Here is a 16,573-nt window from a genome sequence, read left to right as displayed (position 1 = left end):
ATGATTACTCAGTACCGAAAATGCCGACTTATGAAGTCGGTAGCAATCGGGATGCGGCTTCTTTCCGCTTAGTAGTCGGCAGGGATCAAGGGGGATATGTCGACTAGCTCAGTCGGATCGCCCTCGATCAATAAGGCCCGCCAAGGCTGACGCTTTCAGGCCCAACTGAACATCTGAGTGAGGTCGGCGAAAAAGCTGATGGCTTGCCGGTGAGCGCCGCGGTTGACCACGGCGCGGATCAGCGCCCGAACATCGTGTTCGGAAACATCGTTCACCGCGCTCTTGCCGAGTGCTGGCAAAAGGTTCTTGTTAAAGCGTCGTTGCAACTCGGCATTGCCGTCTTCGCGCGACGCCATCCAGCAGCCAGGCCTTGGCCAGATCTTGGACGATCAGCGTTTGCACCTTCGACGTGTTTACTTGTTCGGCCTCGACGTTGGCCGCGGTATAGGCCTGTGCCTTGGCCGTTTTCTTGTGTTCGTTGGGATTGATCTGCTCATCGATGAGCGCCCTGGCCTGGTTACGCGCCTTGCGGATGTCTGTCAGGGATTTGCGCGGCCAGGATCCGCAGGAGTACTCTTTGTCCTGGTCGCCCCAGCGATACCGATAGAAACAGCTGACCTACACACCGTCCTTACGCATTGAGATTCGACCGGCCAGATTGCCATCCTCCCGCAGGATTCGACCGACATCGTTGGCGGTCAGCGACTCGAGTTCTTTTATGGTGATTTTGGCCATGAAATCGGTTCCCCCTACTTTTCCCCCCACAAAAACGTCTGCTCTTGATGGACGTTACTGGACTTTTGTGTAGCAGAGCTCCGCTGAAACTCAAGTAAATACTAGCTTTGAATATTCCAGAGTGAAATTTTGAAAGCTTTCAAGAAGTATGAAAAAGGAGATGGGGTGCTAGGGGTCGAGTGTTCGAATCACTCCGTCCCGACCATATCTTTCAATGACTTAGCCCAATCTACCCAGGTTGGGCTTTTTCATGCCCAAAAAATATCCCACGACTCCCACCCGTGCTCACACCCATGCGCTACGCAACGGCAATGGAAGCCAATCAAAGCGTCCCCTGTACCCTGTACAACCCTGATCGGCTAGCCGGCGTACTCGACTGAAACGGCAGGTGTCTCCACTGCTTGGTGTGGCTTGATACATCGCGTCGGCTGCTTTAGCGAGATGCGCTCCGACGATGCTGTCGTTGTGGAGGCAGAGCAGTAGGTTGGCTCATAAACTGCTGGCGGCGGCTTTGAGATCCGCTGCTGACGCGAAGGCTGTTAGGCGAAGAAAAAATATTGGCGATGAGGCATGTTCACCGCGGATTTTCCGCCTGATCCTTTTCATAGCGCGCATAGCCATCGACAAAAAATAGGGGTGGAGCCTGTCCCTTTTTTTCACCTCGCCTGTCATTCCAGGCAAGTGAACATAATCGAGAGCTTCCCCAATGCCCGTCGTCCGCCCCTTGCGCTTGCGCCCGTTGCTGAAACTGAGTTTGCTGCTGAGCCTGAGTACCAGCCCGTTGTTCGTCCCCGTCAGTTATGCCGAAGACAGCGCGCCGCGCCGCAGCTACCAGGTGCCGGCCGGCAGCCTGAGCGCGGCGTTGACCCGGTTTGCCGGGCTGGCGGGGGTTAATTTGTCGGTGGACCCGGCGTTGGTCAGCGGGCGCAGCAGCCAAGGCCTGACCGGCGAGTATGGTGTGGAAGAGGGCTTTGCGCGCCTGCTGCAAGGCTCCGGCCTGCAACTGCAACCCATGGGCGAGCAGGCCTACATGCTGGTGCCCCAGCCGGATGGCAGCAGCCTTGAACTGGCGCCCACCTCCATCCTCGGCACCACCGGCCTGTATGACGGCGACAGCTATGCCGGCGGCCAGGTGGCGCGACGTGGCTCCCAGGGCTTGCTGGGCACCCGCGACTTTATGGAGACGCCCTTCAGCATCACCACCTACACCCAGGACACCGTAAAAAACCAGCAGGCGCGCACCTTGGGCGACCTCATAGCCAACGACCCCTCGGTGCGCGCCACCAACCCGGCCGGTGGGCGCTATGAGCAATTCACCATCCGTGGCTTCAGCCTGTTCAACAGCGATGTGGCTTACAACGGTCTGTACGGCGTACTGCCGACCTACAGCATCGATATGGAAATGGCCGACCGCGTCGACATCCTCAAGGGGCCGACCCAGTTGATCAACGGCATCTCGCCGCGAGGCAGTGTGGGCGGCGGTATCAATGTGGTGCCCAAGCGCGCCATCGACAAGGACATCACCTCATTCACCGGCACCTGGGCCTCCGACAGCCAGGCCGGCGGCGCGGTGGATGTGGGCCGGCGCTTTGGCGAGGATAACCAGTTCGGCCTGCGCTTCAACGGCGTGAAGCAGTCCGGTGATACCGAGTGGGATCACCAAAGCGTCGACCGTGAAATGGCCGTGCTCGGTCTGGACTTCCGTGGCGAGCGCCTGCGCCTCTCCACCGATATCGGCCACACCGAACGCGACACCGACGCGCCCCAAGAGCGCGTGCAAGTCGCCGCCGCCGCGCCGGTGCCCCGGGCCAGCGATGTGCGCCGCAACTATGCGCAATCCTGGAGCAAGGCACGCACCAACGACACGTTCGGCACGTTCAACGGCGAGTTCGATCTGAGCGATAACGTGATGCTCTATGGCGGCGTCGGCGTGCGCAAAAGCAGCCACGACTTCCTGCGCCACGCGGTGTCCGTCACCAACGCGGCCGGTGCGTTCAAAGTGCAGCCTCGGGACTTCACCCGCGATGAAAATGTACGCACCGCCACCGCTGGCGTGCGCAACTGGTTCCACACCGGGCCGGTGAGCCACGAGGTCAACCTGGCGGCCAGCTACTTCTATATGGATTTCACCAACGGCGGCGCGCGCTATGCAGAGGCATCGAGCAACCTGTACGACCCGGTGCAAACGCCGACACCTTCGACGCCTACGCGCCAGGACGCCAAGGTCTACACCGAAAACAAGTTCAGCGGCCTGGCGTTGTCCGACACCCTGGGCTTTTTCGACGATCGCCTGTTGCTCACCCTCGGTGCGCGCTGGCAGCGGGTCAAGGTCGACGACTGGAGCAATGGCGTTAAAGGCGACACCGCCTACGACGAAGAAAAAATCTCGCCCTCGGGCGGTCTGTTGTTCAAAGCCACCGACAAACTGTCGCTGTATGCCAACTACATGGAAGGCCTGAGCCAGGGCAAGATCGCGCCATCCACCTCGGTCAACGAAGATCAAATCTTCGCGCCGTTCATCAGCCGCCAAGTGGAAGTGGGCGCCAAGTACGACGCCGGTGCATTCGCGGTGACCGCCGCCGTGTTTCGCATCAAGCAGCCGGCCTACGAGACCAACGCCACCACCCGCGTGTTCGGTCCCAATGGCAAGCGCCAGAACGACGGGGTGGAGCTGAGTGTGTTCGGCGAGCCGCTCAAGGGCGTTCGCCTGCTGGGCGGCGTGATGTATATCGACAGCGAACTGAAAAACACCACTAACGGCACCTTCGACGGCAACCGTGCGCCGGCCACGCCCAAGTACAACGTCAACCTCGGTGCCGAATGGGACGTACCGACCCTCGAAGGCCTGACTCTGACTACCCGCGGCATCCACTCCAGTTCCCAGTACCTGGACCAGTCCAACGTCAAGGAAATCGACGCCTGGAACCGAATCGACGTCGGCGCCCGTTACGCATTCAAGGTGGACGACAAACACATCACCCTGCGCGCCAACGTGGAGAACGTCGCCGACAAACGCTACTGGAGCTCGGCAGGCGCTTCGGACGACAGCGAGCCGGGGCTGACCCTGTCGACACCGCGGACGTATCTGCTGTCGGCTACCGTCGACTTTTAACGCCCGGCGCGGGCTGCAACGGGTTGGCAAAAGGGGGTGAGCGCGGTCGGGCTGCCTGACCGAGCGCTCCTCCCCAGGCGTGTTACTGGCACTGTTCTGCTCACAATCGGTGCCATCTGTGAGCCATTTGGTAGCACACCTCCACACACGGCAGCCCTTGTTAACCGACGGGGCGTGCCGCTGTTTCGTGCAAAATCAGTCTCTTAAACATTGCCTGGTGCAGCTGGCACATATCCTGCTGTGTTTGTATCCGTGGATAATTGGATACAAAAATACAAAAGGTGACGCTGATGCAATTTGCTCCCGCTTACGTTGACCGTCAGCCGCTGACCGCCGAGGAGGAGGCTTACAACTTCCTGCTCGACGCCATCTGCGGCGGTCGCTTGCGCAAGGGCGATCGCCTGATCGCCGAAGACATCGCCAGCGAGATCGGCATGAGCCGTATGCCGGTGCGCGAAGCGTTTCGCCGTCTGGATGCCCAAGGACTGGTGACTTTGCGTCCCAACCGTGGCGCGATTGTCAGTGGCCTGGACATTGATGAGTTGCACGAAGTCTTCGAGATGCGCAGCGCCCTGGAAGGGCTGGCGGTACGCGTGGCAGTAGGCCGCATCGGCGAGCGTCAGTTGGCGGCGCTGGAGCGTCTGCTGGATGAAATGGATGACTACCGCGATGAGAGCGCCGAGTGGGTCAGCCGACACCGCGCCTTCCACGAATACCTGTGCAGCCTCAGCGGCAGGCCGCGTTTGATGAAGCAGATTTCGGCGTTGTATTCCCTGGTCGAAGCGCCGATGCGGCTGTGGCTGCAGCACGGTGAAAAACCCCTAAGCGCGCGCCAGGAGCACTCGGTGATCCTGGAGGCGATTCGTGCCGGCGATGCCGCGCGCGCCGAGGCCGTGGTGCGTGAGCACATCGAAGGCACCGTGCCGGCGCTGATCCAATTCCTGCAAACAGAACAATAAGATCCACTGTGTTTTGACGTTGAGTCCTGCCCCGTTTTTCCACGAACTGGAGTGTCTGGTCATGCATAAACACCGCGCCTTGCTGGTGGCTGTCTCCCTCGGTCTGTGCACGCAATGGGCCGTTGCCGCGCCCCAGGTGCCGGAGCGATTGCGCAACGTCGACAAACTCACTTATTGCTCAGGCATGGATTCACCGCCCCTGGTCTCCTTCGATGAGTCTCAGAAACCCCGGGGGCTTACCGTGGACCTGGGCTTGGAAATCGCTAAGCGCCTGGGCGACAAGCAGGTGCAGTGGAAGGTGATTCCGTTCTCGGGGCTGGTGCCGGCGTTACTGGCCCAGCAATGCGACATGATCGTTGATCAGCTGTTCGACAAGCCCGAGCGGCGGCAAGTGATCGACATCGTCAACTACATGTATTCCAGCCAATCGGTGGTGGTGCCCAAGGGCAATCCCAAGGGCATCAAGACGCTGGACGACTTGTCCGCGCACAAAGTTGCTGTGCTCAACGGCTCCACCATCAAAACCCTGCTGGACACGCAGAACGACAGCCTGACCAAGGCCGGCAAGCCACCGATGAAACTGGTGGTGTACAACACCGACACCGACGCCTTTCAGGCCCTGCGCATCAGCCAGGTGGACGCCTATGGCACCACCGTGGAAACCGCCGGTTATTACGCGGCGATGGCCCCGGACCTGTTTCAGGAGGGCGTGCCTGCGTTCAGCCGCATCCTCACCGGCCTGGGCATGCGCAAGGATGACCCACAACTGACGGCCGCCGTGCAGCAGGTGATCAGCGATATGCGCAGCGATGGCAGCTATGTGCAGTTACTGAACAAGTGGCATGTCAGCAGCGACACACTCGACTGAGGTCCGCCGCGATGAACTTCAATTGGGATGTGTTCTGGCAGTACCTATTGCAGCCCAGCGGGGTGTACCTCACCGGGCTGTGGCTGACCTGCCTGATCAGTGTGCTGGCCATGGCGCTGGGGTGTGTGCTGGGCCTGGCGGCGGCGTTGTTGCGGCTGTCCGGCAACCCGTTGCTGCACCTGCCGGTACGCTTTTATGTGTGGCTGATGCGCGGCACGCCGTTACTGGTGCAGATCGTGTTTCTGTACACCGCATTGGCGGCGGGCGGGATTTTCCGCTTCGAGGACATCGAGCTGTTCGGCTTGATCGTCCCCGGCAATATCCAGGCGGCGATCATTGCCCTGGGCCTGAACGAAGGCGCGTACATGGCCGAAATCATCCGCGCCGGTATCGGTGCGGTAGACAAGGGCCAATACGAAGCCGGACGTTCCCTGGGCATGGGCTTCGCCAAGTTGATGCGGCGCATTGTGCTGCCCCAGGCGTTTCGCGTGATCGTGCCGCCCCTGGGCAATGAGTTCAACGTGATGCTCAAGAACACCACCTTGGTCAGCGTGATCGGCGTGCAGGAGCTGCTGCTCAGCACTCAGATGATCACCTCGGCGACGTTCCGCGTGTTCGAGTTGTACTTGGTGGTCGCGTTGTACTTCCTTACGCTGACCACGCTGTGGGGCTTTTTCCAGCGCTGGCTTGAAGTGCGCTTCAGCCAGTCCGACCGGCCGTCTGCACCGCCGCCGGCAGCCAGCCGCATGTTCGGTCGCAGTACCCTGAAACTGCTGAGGGGACGTTAACCATGGCGCATCAAAGTGAAGAACTGATCATTGAGGCGCTGGATATCCACAAATCGTTCGGCGCGCTGCAGATCCTCAAAGGCATCTCCCTGCAAGTGCGGCGCGGCGAAGTGGTGGTGCTGATCGGCGCCTCCGGTTCCGGCAAGACCACGTTTATCCGCTGCATCAACCTGCTGGAGGACATCCAGGGCGGGCGCATCCGCGTCAACGGCCGCGCCATGGGCTACCGCGAACGCAGCGACGGCAGCCTGGTGCGCGATTCGGAGCGCAACATCGCCCGTCAGCGCCGCGACATCGGCATGGTGTTCCAGCGGTTCAACCTGTTCCCCCATATGACCGCGCTGGAAAATATCATCGAGGCGCCGATCCAGGTGCTGGGCACCCCGCGTGCCGAAGCGTTGGAACAGGCGCGCGGTTTGCTTGCGCGGGTGGGCCTGGCGGACAAGGCCAGCCACTACCCGTCGATGCTCTCCGGGGGCCAGCAGCAACGGGTAGCGATTGCCCGCGCGCTGGCAATGAAACCCCAGGCCATGCTGTTCGACGAACCCACCAGCGCCCTTGACCCGGAAACCGTCGGCGAAGTGCTGCAAGTGATGAAAGAACTGGCCGAGGAGGGCATGACCATGGTGGTGGTGACCCATGAAATGGGCTTTGCCCGTGAGGTGGCTGATCGCGTGGTGGTGCTCGATCAGGGCGAACTGATCGAGCAAGGGCCACCGGAACAGATCTTCAGCCATCCCAGCCACCCGCGTACCCGAGCGTTTCTCAGTCGCGTGCTCTGAACGCACGCCAACCCCCCGTATTCAAGAGCCTTTGCCATGTTGAAATTCTCTGCCCATGAGTACCCCTATCCGTCGCAACGTCAAAGTGTGTTCGCCCATCGCGGCATGGTAGCCGCGTCCCAGCCCCTGGCCGCTCAGGCCGGTATTGAAGTCATGCAGCAGGGCGGCAATGCCATCGATGCCGCCATCGCCACGGCGGCGGCGCTCACCGTAGTTGAACCCACCGGCTGCGGCCTGGGGGGCGATGCGTTTGCGCTGGTCTGGTGCAAAGGCCAACTGCACGGTCTGAACGGCAACGGCCATGCGCCGGCAGCGTTGAGTATCGAGGCGGTCAAGGCAGCCGGCTACGAGCGTATGCCGCTGTACGGTTGGACGCCGGTGACGGTGCCTGGCTGCCCGTCGGCCTGGGCGGAGCTGTCGCAACGCTTCGGCAAGTTGCCCTTCGCTGCGCTGCTGCAACCGGCCATCCGCTTGGCACGGGATGGTTTTCCAGTGTCGCCGGTGGTTGCCCATCAATGGCAACTGGCCGTGAACGAATTCAGCCCCCATCGCGACCCGGTGCTCGATGCCTGGTTCGACACTTTCCTCATTGATGGGCGCGCGCCCAAAACCGGCGAGATATTCCGCAATCCGGCCCAGGCCCGCACGTTGGAGGAACTGGCCGTCACGCGCTGTGAAAGTCTGTATCGCGGCGCCCTGGCCGAGCGCCTGGACGCGCATGCCCGCGCCACTGGCGGTTACCTGCGCGCCAGCGATCTCAAGGATTACCGCGCCCAATGGGTGGAGCCGATCCACATTAACTATCGCGGCGTCGACGTCTGGGAGATCCCCCCCAGCGGCCAGGGACTGGTCGCGCTGATGGCGCTGAAAATCCTCGAAGGTTTCCACTTCGATCACCGCGACAGCCCACAGACCTGGCATCGTCAGCTTGAAGCCATGAAGCTGGCCTACAGCGACGGCCTGCATTACATCACCGACCCGCTGCACATGCGCATGGCGGTGGACGACCTGCTCAGCGACCGCTACAGCAGCCGTCGCCGCGCGCAGATCGGCGAGCAGGCGCAACCGCCCAAACCAGGCGACCCGCACGCCAGCGGCACGGTGTACCTGGCCACCGCCGACGCCGAAGGCAACATGGTCTCGTTCATCCAGAGCAACTACCACGGCTTCGGCTCCGGCGTGGTACTGCCCGACAGCGGCATCGCCCTGCAGAACCGTGGCCAGGAGTTCAGCCTCGACGCCACCCACGCCAACTGCCTGGCTCCCGGCAAGAAAACCTTCCACACCATCATCCCTGGCTTCCTCACCCAAAACGGCCAGGCCCTCGGCCCATTCGGCGTGATGGGCGGTTACATGCAGCCCCAGGGGCACGTGCAGATGGTGATGAATCTGGTGGACTTCGGCCTCAACCCCCAGGCCGCGCTGGATGCACCGCGCTGGCAATGGTTGGGCGATATGAATGTCGGCGTCGAGCACGGCGCTTCTCGCGAGTTGGCAAATGCCCTGGCGCGGCGCGGTCACCAGGTGCAGATCGCCAGCGACCTCACCGATTACGGGCGCGGGCAGATCATCCTGCGCGACCCACACAGCGGGGTGTTATGCGGCGGCACCGAGCCGCGGGCGGATGGGCATATCGCGGTGTGGTAAGACACACCATTTGCGGCTCATGGGCATTTTGGATAGGGTGCATACCTGCCCCCCAGGATGCCCCCATGACCGATCCCGCTCCTAAAACCCGTCGCGCCCCCAAAGGTGAAAAACGCCGCGAAGAGCTGCTGGACGCGGCCTTGCAGGTGTTTTCCCGCGAAGGTTACAGCGGCGCGTCCGTGGCGCGGGTGGCGGCGGTTGCCGGTCTCTCGGTGGCGGGGTTGCTGCATCACTATCCCAGCAAGATCTCGTTGCTGATGGGCGTGCTGCAACGGCGTGACGAGATTAATCAGCGGATCGCCGATCAAGTGCGCGCCGAGAAGACGCTGTGCGGGTTGCTCGGCAGCCTGCGGGCGATCAATGCCGCGAACGCCAATGCGCCGGGGGTAGTGCGCGCGTTCACCATTCTCAATGCCGAAAGCCTGCTCGATGCACAGCCGGCCTGGGCCTGGTTCCAGCAACGCTATGAGGGGATCCAACGACGTTTGCAGGGACAGTTCGCCGATCTGGTGGCGGCGGGAGAAGTGCGCAGCGATGTGGACATCCCTGGGCTGGTTGAAGAAATCCTGGCCATGATGGATGGCCTGCAGATCCAGTGGCTGCGGTTTCCCGAGCGGGTGGACCTGGTGGCGCGCTTCGATACCTACCTTGCGCGGGTCGAAGCGGCCATCAGAACCTGAGTCGAACGCGGGTCAAGTGTGGGGGGGCGTAAGCCCTGCCACACCCGACCGCGCTGGATCAGTTGCCCGCAGCGCTGCCCTGGCTGCTGTCATCACTCATGTCGTAACCATCACCGTCGCTGGTGCCGCTGTCGCCTTGGTTTTGATGCAGCACGCCGCCGGTCTTGACCGTCGATTCACGCAACGTCGAGTTCAGCGCCGAACGTGGCAGCGGGTTGCTGGTGCCGGTCGACAGTTCCTGGCGGAACGGGTTGACCAGCTTGGCGTTCAGGCGAGTGTCCTGGGACGACGCGCCCACCGACAGGGTGAAGCTGTCGGCATCCACCACCCAGTGCTTGCTCGCCACGTCGTAGTAGGCCAGCGAGCGGTCATTGAGCTCGATGGTGACGCGCTTGCTTTCGCCCGGCTTGAGGAACACTTTTTTGTAGCCCTTGAGTTCCTTCAGCGCGCGTTCGACTTTCGGGTTGTTCTGCCCCACATACAATTGCGCCACTTCGGCGCCGCCCACCTTGCCGGTGTTGGCCAGGTCGAACGAGACTTTGATCGGCGCACCGGCCACCGCCACACCAGGGGTGACGCTGATATTGCTGTAGCCAAACGTGGTGTACGACAAGCCGTAGCCGAACGGGTAGAGCGGTTTGATGCCCTTTTTCTCGTAGCCGCGATAACCCAGGAACAGGTCGTCCTTGTAGCTCATCTCGTCCAGGGTTTCCTGGTTGTCGAACTTGGGGAAGGTCGCGTAGATCGGGTTGTCTTCGATATTGCGTTCGATGCTGATCGGCAGTTTGGCCGACGGGTTGACCTTGCCCAGCAGGATCTCCGCCAACGCCTGGCCACCGTTCTGCCCAGGGTAGAACGCATGCAGCGCGGCCGGCACTTGATCGACCCAGTCGCTCATCTTCAACCCGGTGCCGCCGTGCAGGGTGACGACGGTGTTCGGGTTGACCTTGGCGATGCTCTGGATCAGCAGGTTCTGATATTCCGGCAGATCGAAGCTGTGGTCGAAGCCTTCGCCTTCGTACTCGTTGCTGTTACCGGCCGCGACCAGTACCGCGTCGTAGTTGGCCAGGTCCTTTGGCGCCACCAACGAAGCCCAGCTCATCTGCACGCCCACCAGGCCGCCCATGGTCGAGAGGTAGCCATTGCGACGCGAGTATTCCAGCTTGATGTTGACCGGTTTGCCGGCCTCCAGCTTGACCTTGGCAAACACCGGAATGGTCGGCGGGATGCTGTTGTTGGGCAGCGGCTTGCCGTCGCCGTTATCGAGGACTTTCTGGCCGTTCACGTACAGGCGCACCGCACCGTCGGCGCGCACCTTGAACACCTGCTCGCCGCTGACCGTCGGGGTAATCTGGCCGCTGTAGCGGATCGATGTGGCGGCGGTATCGCCGTTGACCGGCAGGCTGTCGGTGGACCAGTCCAGGTCGACATGCTGGTCGGTGCGGCGCGCGGCCGGGTCGCCGGACCAGTTGGCGTTGCTGAAGAACTCGGTCTTCAGGCCCTTGACCGGGTTGCCGTCGCTGTCGGCGTGGGTCCAGGTCGAGGTGGCCGGGTCCAGGGATAGGCCGTCGATAAACTCCACCTTGGCGCCCGGCGCCAATTGCTGCAGGCCGCTCAGCTCGCTGATGTAGTTGGCTGCCATTACGTTGGCACTGCCGAAACCGGTGGGCGGCGCGTACTTGGCAAGGCTGCCGACCACGGCGATGCGCTTGACCTTCTTGGCATCCAGCGGCAGCAGGTTGTTCTGGTTCTTGAGCAGCACAATGCCTTCGCGCGCGGCATTCAGCGCCACGCGGTTGCTGGTGGCGCTGTTCATATTGTGGCTGGTCAACGGCGCCTTGCTGTCGAACTTGTACAGGTAGATCTGCTTGAGGATGCGCCGCACTTTGTCATCAATGGTCGCGCTGCTCAGTTCGCCGCTGTCCAGGTACGGCTTGAGCACCGTGCTGTTCATCTGGTAGCCCATCATGTCCAGATCGGTGCCGGCCTGGGCTGCGGGCAAGCCATCGACCACCGCGTTGTAGTCGCTCTGCACAAAGCCCGGATAGCCCCATTCGGTTTTCAGAATGTCGTGCATCAGGTGCTTGTTCTGGCAGGCGAACTCGCCGTTCACTTTCTGGAAGGCGCACATCATCATCGCGACTTTGCTGTTCTTGGACGCGGATTCGAACGGCGGCAACGTCATCTCGCGCAGCACGCGTTCGCTGATGATTTCATTGAGGTGGAAGCGGTTGCTTTCCTGATCGTTGGCGGCGAAATGCTTGGCATTGGCCCACACGCCACGGGACTGGATACCGTTGATCAACGCAGGACCCAGGCTGGCCCCGAGGAACGGGTCTTCACCGGACAGGTACTCGAACGCGCGGCCGCTGTACGGCATGCGGTACAGGTTCACACCGGGGCCGGTGACGAACTGATAGCCGCCGCTGGCGGTGTCATAACCCAGCGCCCGGCCCAAGTCGATGGCGCGGCGCGGGTTCCAGCTGGCTGCCAGGTTCGGGCCCGACGGGTACACCACGCCCTGGGCATTGCCTTCGCTGGTGTAGCGCACGCCCACGCCACCGTCGGCGCCGTGGATCTGCGGAATGCCGTACTGGCTCAGGGGTTTGACGTCCCAGCCACCGATACCGCCGATGTAGGCAAGTTTTTCCTCCATGGTCATCTTTGCCAGGGTTTTATCCGCCGCTTTTTCCGCGCGGCTCATTCGGCCCTCGTCCAGCGCCGGGCTGGTGCCCGCATGCACTTGGGACACGGCCAGGGCCAGCAGGGCGAGCGCCGACTGCGCCCCGATCTTTTTGCGTTTACTCATGGGTCTCTCCGACAACAACAGTTCAATCAATAGGCGCGTTAAACAACAGGGTTTGCTGCGCGCTCATCACTTTTTTAAAGGCAATAGTTGCCCAGATCGCAATTTTTAGCCGATGGCTAATTGCAACTACTTGGCGAAATTCGCGAGTGTATTAGTTGGAAATTGTATTAATTATTCTTGTGGATGGTGTCTATGCGATATCACGCGATGGCATTTTGAATCGCAAAAACGTCACAATTAAGGCAATTCTTGCGCTTATAAGTCAAATAAAAGCTATTTTTTGCGCAAAATAAGAAATAATTTCTTACGCTTTGGAACTTACGCTAAACCTACAAGTCGATTGGTTTAAGAAAATATATGCAGTCATGGCGAACTAATGGCGTTGCCCGATAGTTCTAAAGTGCCATGTTTCATACAGGCTGTAACACTTCCTGCTTTGGTGTAGGGTCTTGAACTTAGTCAAGGCGCCGCTTGAGCCGAACGCTGTTTTTATCTGGAGAATATTTATGAAAGTTTCCCTGTTGGGTGCCGGTATTGTGCTGGGCGTTGCATTGAGTGGCGCGGCCATGGCCGCCGACTCCACCGATGCAGATGCCCAGTCTGGCGCTGCCGATTCCACGGTGCTGACCCAGACCCACGATGCCAAAGCCGCCAAGAAACAAAAGGCCGAAACCACCAAGGGCGGTCGCCCACTGAACAGCAGCCACCAGGCCGCGCCGAAAACCTCGAACTAACGGGAAAACCGATCGCCTGTGGGAGATGGCAAGCGCCATTCCCACAGGCCTGTTGAACATAGTCCCTCACATAGCCCCTCAGACCGTCACCCATGTCCAACCCTTCAACGCCCATCGATGCCTGCCAGACCCCCCTCCCGGAGACCGACCAGGTCTGCGCCTGGCTGATGCGGCACGCCGGCCTGAAAACCGTCGATCTGGAGCGCGCTCGCCGTCTGGCCCAGGCGTCCGCCGACGACGAATTGCTCGGCCTGCTTACGCGTCTGGGGCTGGTTTCCGAAGTCGAACTGGCGCGCGCCTGGGCCCAATTGCTCGGCGCGCCGCTGCTGTTGGCCGAGGCCGCGCCCGCGCTGCTTGATCCGTTACCGGTGTTGACCGAGCGCTTTATGCGTCATTACCAAGTGGTGCCGGTGGGGTGGCAAGAAGGCGGGCTGACGGTGCTGTCGGCCAACCCGGCGCAACGCTACGCGTTCCAGGCCCTGGCCTATGCCTGCGGCGTGCCGGTGTGGCTGGCGGTGGGGCCGCGCACCGAAGTCGATACCTTGATCGAGCGCTATTACGGCCAGGGCCGTTCGACCATGGGCACCTTGATCGAAAACCTCGATGAGCAGGGCGGCGCCTTGGAAGACATCGAACACCTCAAGGACATGGCCTCCGAAGCGCCGGTGATTCGTTTGGTCAACCTGATCCTGCAACGCGCCGTCGAGCAGCGCGCCTCGGACATCCATATCGAACCGTTCGAGAACCAACTCAAGGTGCGCTACCGCATCGATGGCGTGCTGCATGACGCCGAAGCGCCGCCGTCCAGCTCGTCGGCGGCGGTGATTTCCCGAGTAAAGATCATGGCGCGCCTGGACATCGCCGAGCGCCGCCTGCCCCAGGACGGGCGCATCATGCTGCGCATCCAGGGCAAGGAACTGGACCTGCGGGTGTCCACGGTGCCCACCAGTTTTGGCGAGTCGGTGGTGATGCGTTTGCTCGACCGCCAGACCGTACGCTTCGACTTCCAGAGCCTGGGCTTCGACGGCGAGCGCCTGCAAACCTTTCTCGATGTGCTGGAGCGGCCCCACGGCATTCTGCTGGTCACCGGCCCGACCGGCTCGGGCAAAACCACCACGTTGTACACCGCGCTGTCGCGGCTCAATACCGCCGAACGCAAGATCATCACCGTGGAAGACCCGGTGGAATACCAACTCGAAGGCATCAACCAGATCCAGGTCAAACCCGCCATCGGCCTGGATTTTGCCGGTGCGTTGCGCTCTATCGTGCGTCAGGACCCGGACGTGATCATGATCGGCGAGATCCGCGACCTGGAGACCTGCCGCATCGCGATCCAATCGTCGTTGACCGGGCACCTGGTGCTGTCGACCCTGCACACCAACAGCGCGGCGGCGAGTATCACGCGCCTGCTGGATATGGGCGTAGAGAGCTACCTGATCGCCTCGACGGTCAACGGCATCCTCGCCCAGCGCCTGGTGCGCCGCCTGGACCCGGCCACGCGCGTAGCCTTCGAAGCACCGCCTGAATTGATCGCGGAACATGGCTTGGATCGCCTGACGGACCGACGTCCGATTGTGCTCTATCGCCCCGGCATTGGTGGTTATCGCGGCCGCAGCGCGATCACCGAATTGCTGGTGATGAATGACGAACTGCGCAGCCTGCTGATGCGCCAGGCCGACGCTGCCACCCTCGAACAGGCGGCGCGCCGCAGCGGCCTGCGTACCCTGCACGAAGAAGGCTTGCGCCAGGCGCTGGCCGGCATCACCTCGCTGGAAGAAGTGCTGCGCGTCACGCGTGGGGAGGGCACGTGAGCCTGTTCAAATACCGCGCGCTCGATGCTCAGGGTGCGCCGCACAACGGCACCCTCGACGCGAAGGATCAGCCCACTGCCGTGACCCTGCTGCAAAAGCGCGGCCTGCTGGTGCTGCAGGTCGAGCCAGCGGGCCTCAGTGGCCTGCATAAAGCCCTGGGCCGTGGCCAGCTCAACGGCGCCGCCCTGGTCAGCTTCACCCAGCAACTGGCCACGTTGCTCGGCGCCGGGCAACCCTTGGAGCGCGCCCTTGGCATTCTGCTCAAGCAACCCGGCCAACCGCAGACCCGCGCGCTGATCGAGCGCATCCGCGAACAGGTCAAGGCCGGCCAGCCGTTATCCAAAGCCCTGGAAGCAGAGGGCGGGCAGTTCTCGCCGCTGTACCTGAGCATGGTGCGCGCCGGCGAGGCGGGCGGGGCCCTGGAAAACACCCTGCGTCAACTCAGCGACTACCTGGAACGCAGCCAGTTGCTGCGAGGCGAAGTGATCAACGCACTGATCTATCCGGCGTTTCTGGTGGTCGGCGTACTCGGTTCCCTGGCGCTGCTGCTGGCCTATGTGGTGCCGCAATTCGTGCCGATTTTCAAAGACCTTGGCGTGCCGATCCCGCTGATCACCGAAGTGATCCTGGGCCTTGGGCAGTTTCTCGGGGCCTATGGATTAGCCGTGCTGGCCGGCCTGATCGTAACGGTCTGGGTCCTGGCCGCGCGTCTGCGCGACCCCCAGCGCCGCGAACGCTATGACCGTCGCGTGCTCGGCCTGCGCGTTATCGGCCCGTTGCTGCAACGGGTCGAAGCCGCACGCCTGGCGCGCACTCTCGGCACCTTGCTCAGCAACGGCGTGGCCCTGCTGCAAGCATTGGTGATTGCGCGGCAGGTCTGCACCAACCGCGCCTTGCAAGCCCAGGTGGCCCAGGCCGCCGAGTCGGTCAAGGGCGGCGGCACCCTGGCCAGTGCGTTCGGCGCCGAGCCGCTGCTGCCGGACCTGGCCCTGCAAATGATTGAAGTCGGCGAACAGGCCGGCGACCTGGACGGCATGTTGCTCAAGGTCGCCGATGTGTTCGACGTCGAAGCCAAGCGCGGCATCGACCGCTTGCTGGCCGCGCTGGTGCCGTCGCTGACCGTGGTCATGGCGGTGCTGGTGGCGGTGATCATGTTGGCGATCATGCTGCCGCTGATGAGCCTGACCAGCAATATATGAACCCACAAGGACCCACTCCCATGCGCCATACCCGATTCAAACCCGCCCGCCGCCAGGGCGGTTTTACCTTGCTGGAAATGCTCGCCGTGATCGTGCTGCTGGGCATCGTCGCGACCATCGTGGTGCGCCAGGTCGGCGGCAACGTGGACAAGGGCAAGTACGGCGCGGGCAAGGCCCAATTGGCCAGCCTGAGCATGAAGATCGAAAGCTATGGCCTGGACGTCGGCTCGCCGCCCAAGACCTTGCAGCAATTGGTCGACAAACCTGCCAACAGCGCCGGCTGGGCCGGTCCGTATGCCAAACCGTCGGACCTCAAAGACCCGTTCGGTCACGCCTTCGGTTACCGCTTCCCCGGCGAACACGGCGCCTTCGACCTGATTTTCTACGGCCAGGACGGCCAGCCCGGCGGCGATGGTTACAGCGCCGACCTGGGCAACTGGGAATAACCC

General features: G+C 62.0%; 12 protein-coding genes and 1 pseudogene. 11 read left to right on the top strand and 2 right to left on the bottom strand.

Features of this window, described 5'->3' with window-relative positions; all coding sequences use genetic code 11:
- Window positions 1-71: 71 nt before the first annotated feature.
- Window positions 72-735: pseudogene (locus tag ABX75_RS29490) on the bottom strand (integrase arm-type DNA-binding domain-containing protein); the annotation flags it as partial.
- 706 nt (window positions 736-1,441) lie between these two features.
- Here ABX75_RS29490 and ABX75_RS21665 point away from each other — a divergent pair.
- The 7 genes from ABX75_RS21665 to ABX75_RS21635 all read left to right on the top strand — a co-directional run bounded on the left by ABX75_RS21665 (window position 1,442) and on the right by ABX75_RS21635 (window position 9,571).
- Window positions 1,442-3,847: a TonB-dependent receptor gene (locus ABX75_RS21665; RefSeq protein WP_034111067.1), complete on the top strand. Its 2,406-nt coding sequence runs from the start codon at window positions 1,442-1,444 to the stop codon at window positions 3,845-3,847.
- 290 nt (window positions 3,848-4,137) lie between these two features.
- Window positions 4,138-4,806: a GntR family transcriptional regulator gene (locus tag ABX75_RS21660; RefSeq protein ID WP_047882629.1), complete on the top strand. Its 669-nt coding sequence runs from the start codon at window positions 4,138-4,140 to the stop codon at window positions 4,804-4,806.
- Between the two features lie 61 nt (window positions 4,807-4,867).
- The gene (locus tag ABX75_RS21655; protein WP_040268851.1) at window positions 4,868-5,674 is read left to right on the top strand and encodes an ABC transporter substrate-binding protein; all 807 of its coding nucleotides are present in this window, start codon (window positions 4,868-4,870) and stop codon (window positions 5,672-5,674) included.
- Between the two features lie 11 nt (window positions 5,675-5,685).
- Entirely contained in the window at window positions 5,686-6,462 is a 777-nt protein-coding gene (locus ABX75_RS21650) for an amino acid ABC transporter permease (protein WP_034099019.1), read from the top strand.
- 2 nt (window positions 6,463-6,464) lie between these two features.
- Complete coding sequence (locus ABX75_RS21645) at window positions 6,465-7,244, top strand: amino acid ABC transporter ATP-binding protein (protein WP_034099017.1); 780 nt, start codon at window positions 6,465-6,467, stop codon at window positions 7,242-7,244.
- A 36-nt stretch (window positions 7,245-7,280) separates the two neighbouring features.
- Window positions 7,281-8,891: a gamma-glutamyltransferase family protein gene (locus ABX75_RS21640; protein ID WP_040268849.1), complete on the top strand. Its 1,611-nt coding sequence runs from the start codon at window positions 7,281-7,283 to the stop codon at window positions 8,889-8,891.
- Between the two features lie 65 nt (window positions 8,892-8,956).
- Window positions 8,957-9,571, top strand: coding sequence for a TetR/AcrR family transcriptional regulator (locus tag ABX75_RS21635; protein WP_034099013.1), 615 nt, complete (start codon window positions 8,957-8,959; stop codon window positions 9,569-9,571).
- Between the two features lie 58 nt (window positions 9,572-9,629).
- Here ABX75_RS21635 and ABX75_RS21630 read toward each other — a convergent pair whose 3' ends face one another.
- Window positions 9,630-12,380, bottom strand: coding sequence for a glycoside hydrolase family 3 C-terminal domain-containing protein (locus tag ABX75_RS21630; protein WP_034099012.1), 2,751 nt, complete (start codon window positions 12,378-12,380; stop codon window positions 9,630-9,632).
- A 506-nt stretch (window positions 12,381-12,886) separates the two neighbouring features.
- Between ABX75_RS21630 and ABX75_RS21625 the strand changes: the two genes are divergently transcribed.
- The 4 genes from ABX75_RS21625 to gspG all read left to right on the top strand — a co-directional run bounded on the left by ABX75_RS21625 (window position 12,887) and on the right by gspG (window position 16,570).
- On the top strand, window positions 12,887-13,114 hold the full coding sequence (locus ABX75_RS21625; protein WP_034099010.1) for a hypothetical protein: 228 nt from the start codon (window positions 12,887-12,889) through the stop codon (window positions 13,112-13,114).
- 92 nt (window positions 13,115-13,206) lie between these two features.
- Complete coding sequence (gspE, locus tag ABX75_RS21620; RefSeq protein WP_047882628.1) at window positions 13,207-14,925, top strand: type II secretion system ATPase GspE; 1,719 nt, start codon at window positions 13,207-13,209, stop codon at window positions 14,923-14,925.
- Window positions 14,922-16,124: a type II secretion system inner membrane protein GspF gene (gene gspF / locus ABX75_RS21615; protein WP_034111056.1), complete on the top strand. Its 1,203-nt coding sequence runs from the start codon at window positions 14,922-14,924 to the stop codon at window positions 16,122-16,124. Before gspE ends, gspF begins: the two co-directional genes overlap by 4 nt.
- A 20-nt stretch (window positions 16,125-16,144) precedes the next feature.
- Window positions 16,145-16,570, top strand: a complete 426-nt coding sequence (gene gspG / locus ABX75_RS21610; protein ID WP_034111054.1) for a type II secretion system major pseudopilin GspG — start codon at window positions 16,145-16,147, stop codon at window positions 16,568-16,570.
- The last annotated feature ends 3 nt before the right edge of the window (window positions 16,571-16,573 follow it).

Source organism: Pseudomonas sp. ARP3, assembly GCF_001029595.1.
Lineage (GTDB): Bacteria > Pseudomonadota > Gammaproteobacteria > Pseudomonadales > Pseudomonadaceae > Aquipseudomonas > Aquipseudomonas rhodesiae.
Note: the sequence above shows the minus strand (reverse complement) of the source record. Positions and strands in the feature narration are given on the sequence as shown.

Bases quoted from the DNA above. Each gene is read 5' to 3' on its own strand.
- ABX75_RS21660 (WP_047882629.1), top strand. From the start codon at position 4,138: ATGCAATTTGCTCCCGCTTACGTTGACCGTCAGCCGCTGACCGCCGAG.
- ABX75_RS21635 (WP_034099013.1), top strand. From the start codon at position 8,957: ATGACCGATCCCGCTCCTAAAACCCGTCGCGCCCCCAAAGGTGAAAAA.
- ABX75_RS21665 (WP_034111067.1), top strand. From the start codon at position 1,442: ATGCCCGTCGTCCGCCCCTTGCGCTTGCGCCCGTTGCTGAAACTGAGT.
- ABX75_RS21650 (WP_034099019.1), top strand. From the start codon at position 5,686: ATGAACTTCAATTGGGATGTGTTCTGGCAGTACCTATTGCAGCCCAGC.
- ABX75_RS21645 (WP_034099017.1), top strand. From the start codon at position 6,465: ATGGCGCATCAAAGTGAAGAACTGATCATTGAGGCGCTGGATATCCAC.
- ABX75_RS21630 (WP_034099012.1), bottom strand. From the start codon at position 12,380: ATGAGTAAACGCAAAAAGATCGGGGCGCAGTCGGCGCTCGCCCTGCTG.
- ABX75_RS21625 (WP_034099010.1), top strand. From the start codon at position 12,887: ATGAAAGTTTCCCTGTTGGGTGCCGGTATTGTGCTGGGCGTTGCATTG.
- gspE (WP_047882628.1), top strand. From the start codon at position 13,207: ATGTCCAACCCTTCAACGCCCATCGATGCCTGCCAGACCCCCCTCCCG.
- gspG (WP_034111054.1), top strand. From the start codon at position 16,145: ATGCGCCATACCCGATTCAAACCCGCCCGCCGCCAGGGCGGTTTTACC.
- ABX75_RS21655 (WP_040268851.1), top strand. From the start codon at position 4,868: ATGCATAAACACCGCGCCTTGCTGGTGGCTGTCTCCCTCGGTCTGTGC.
- ABX75_RS21640 (WP_040268849.1), top strand. From the start codon at position 7,281: ATGTTGAAATTCTCTGCCCATGAGTACCCCTATCCGTCGCAACGTCAA.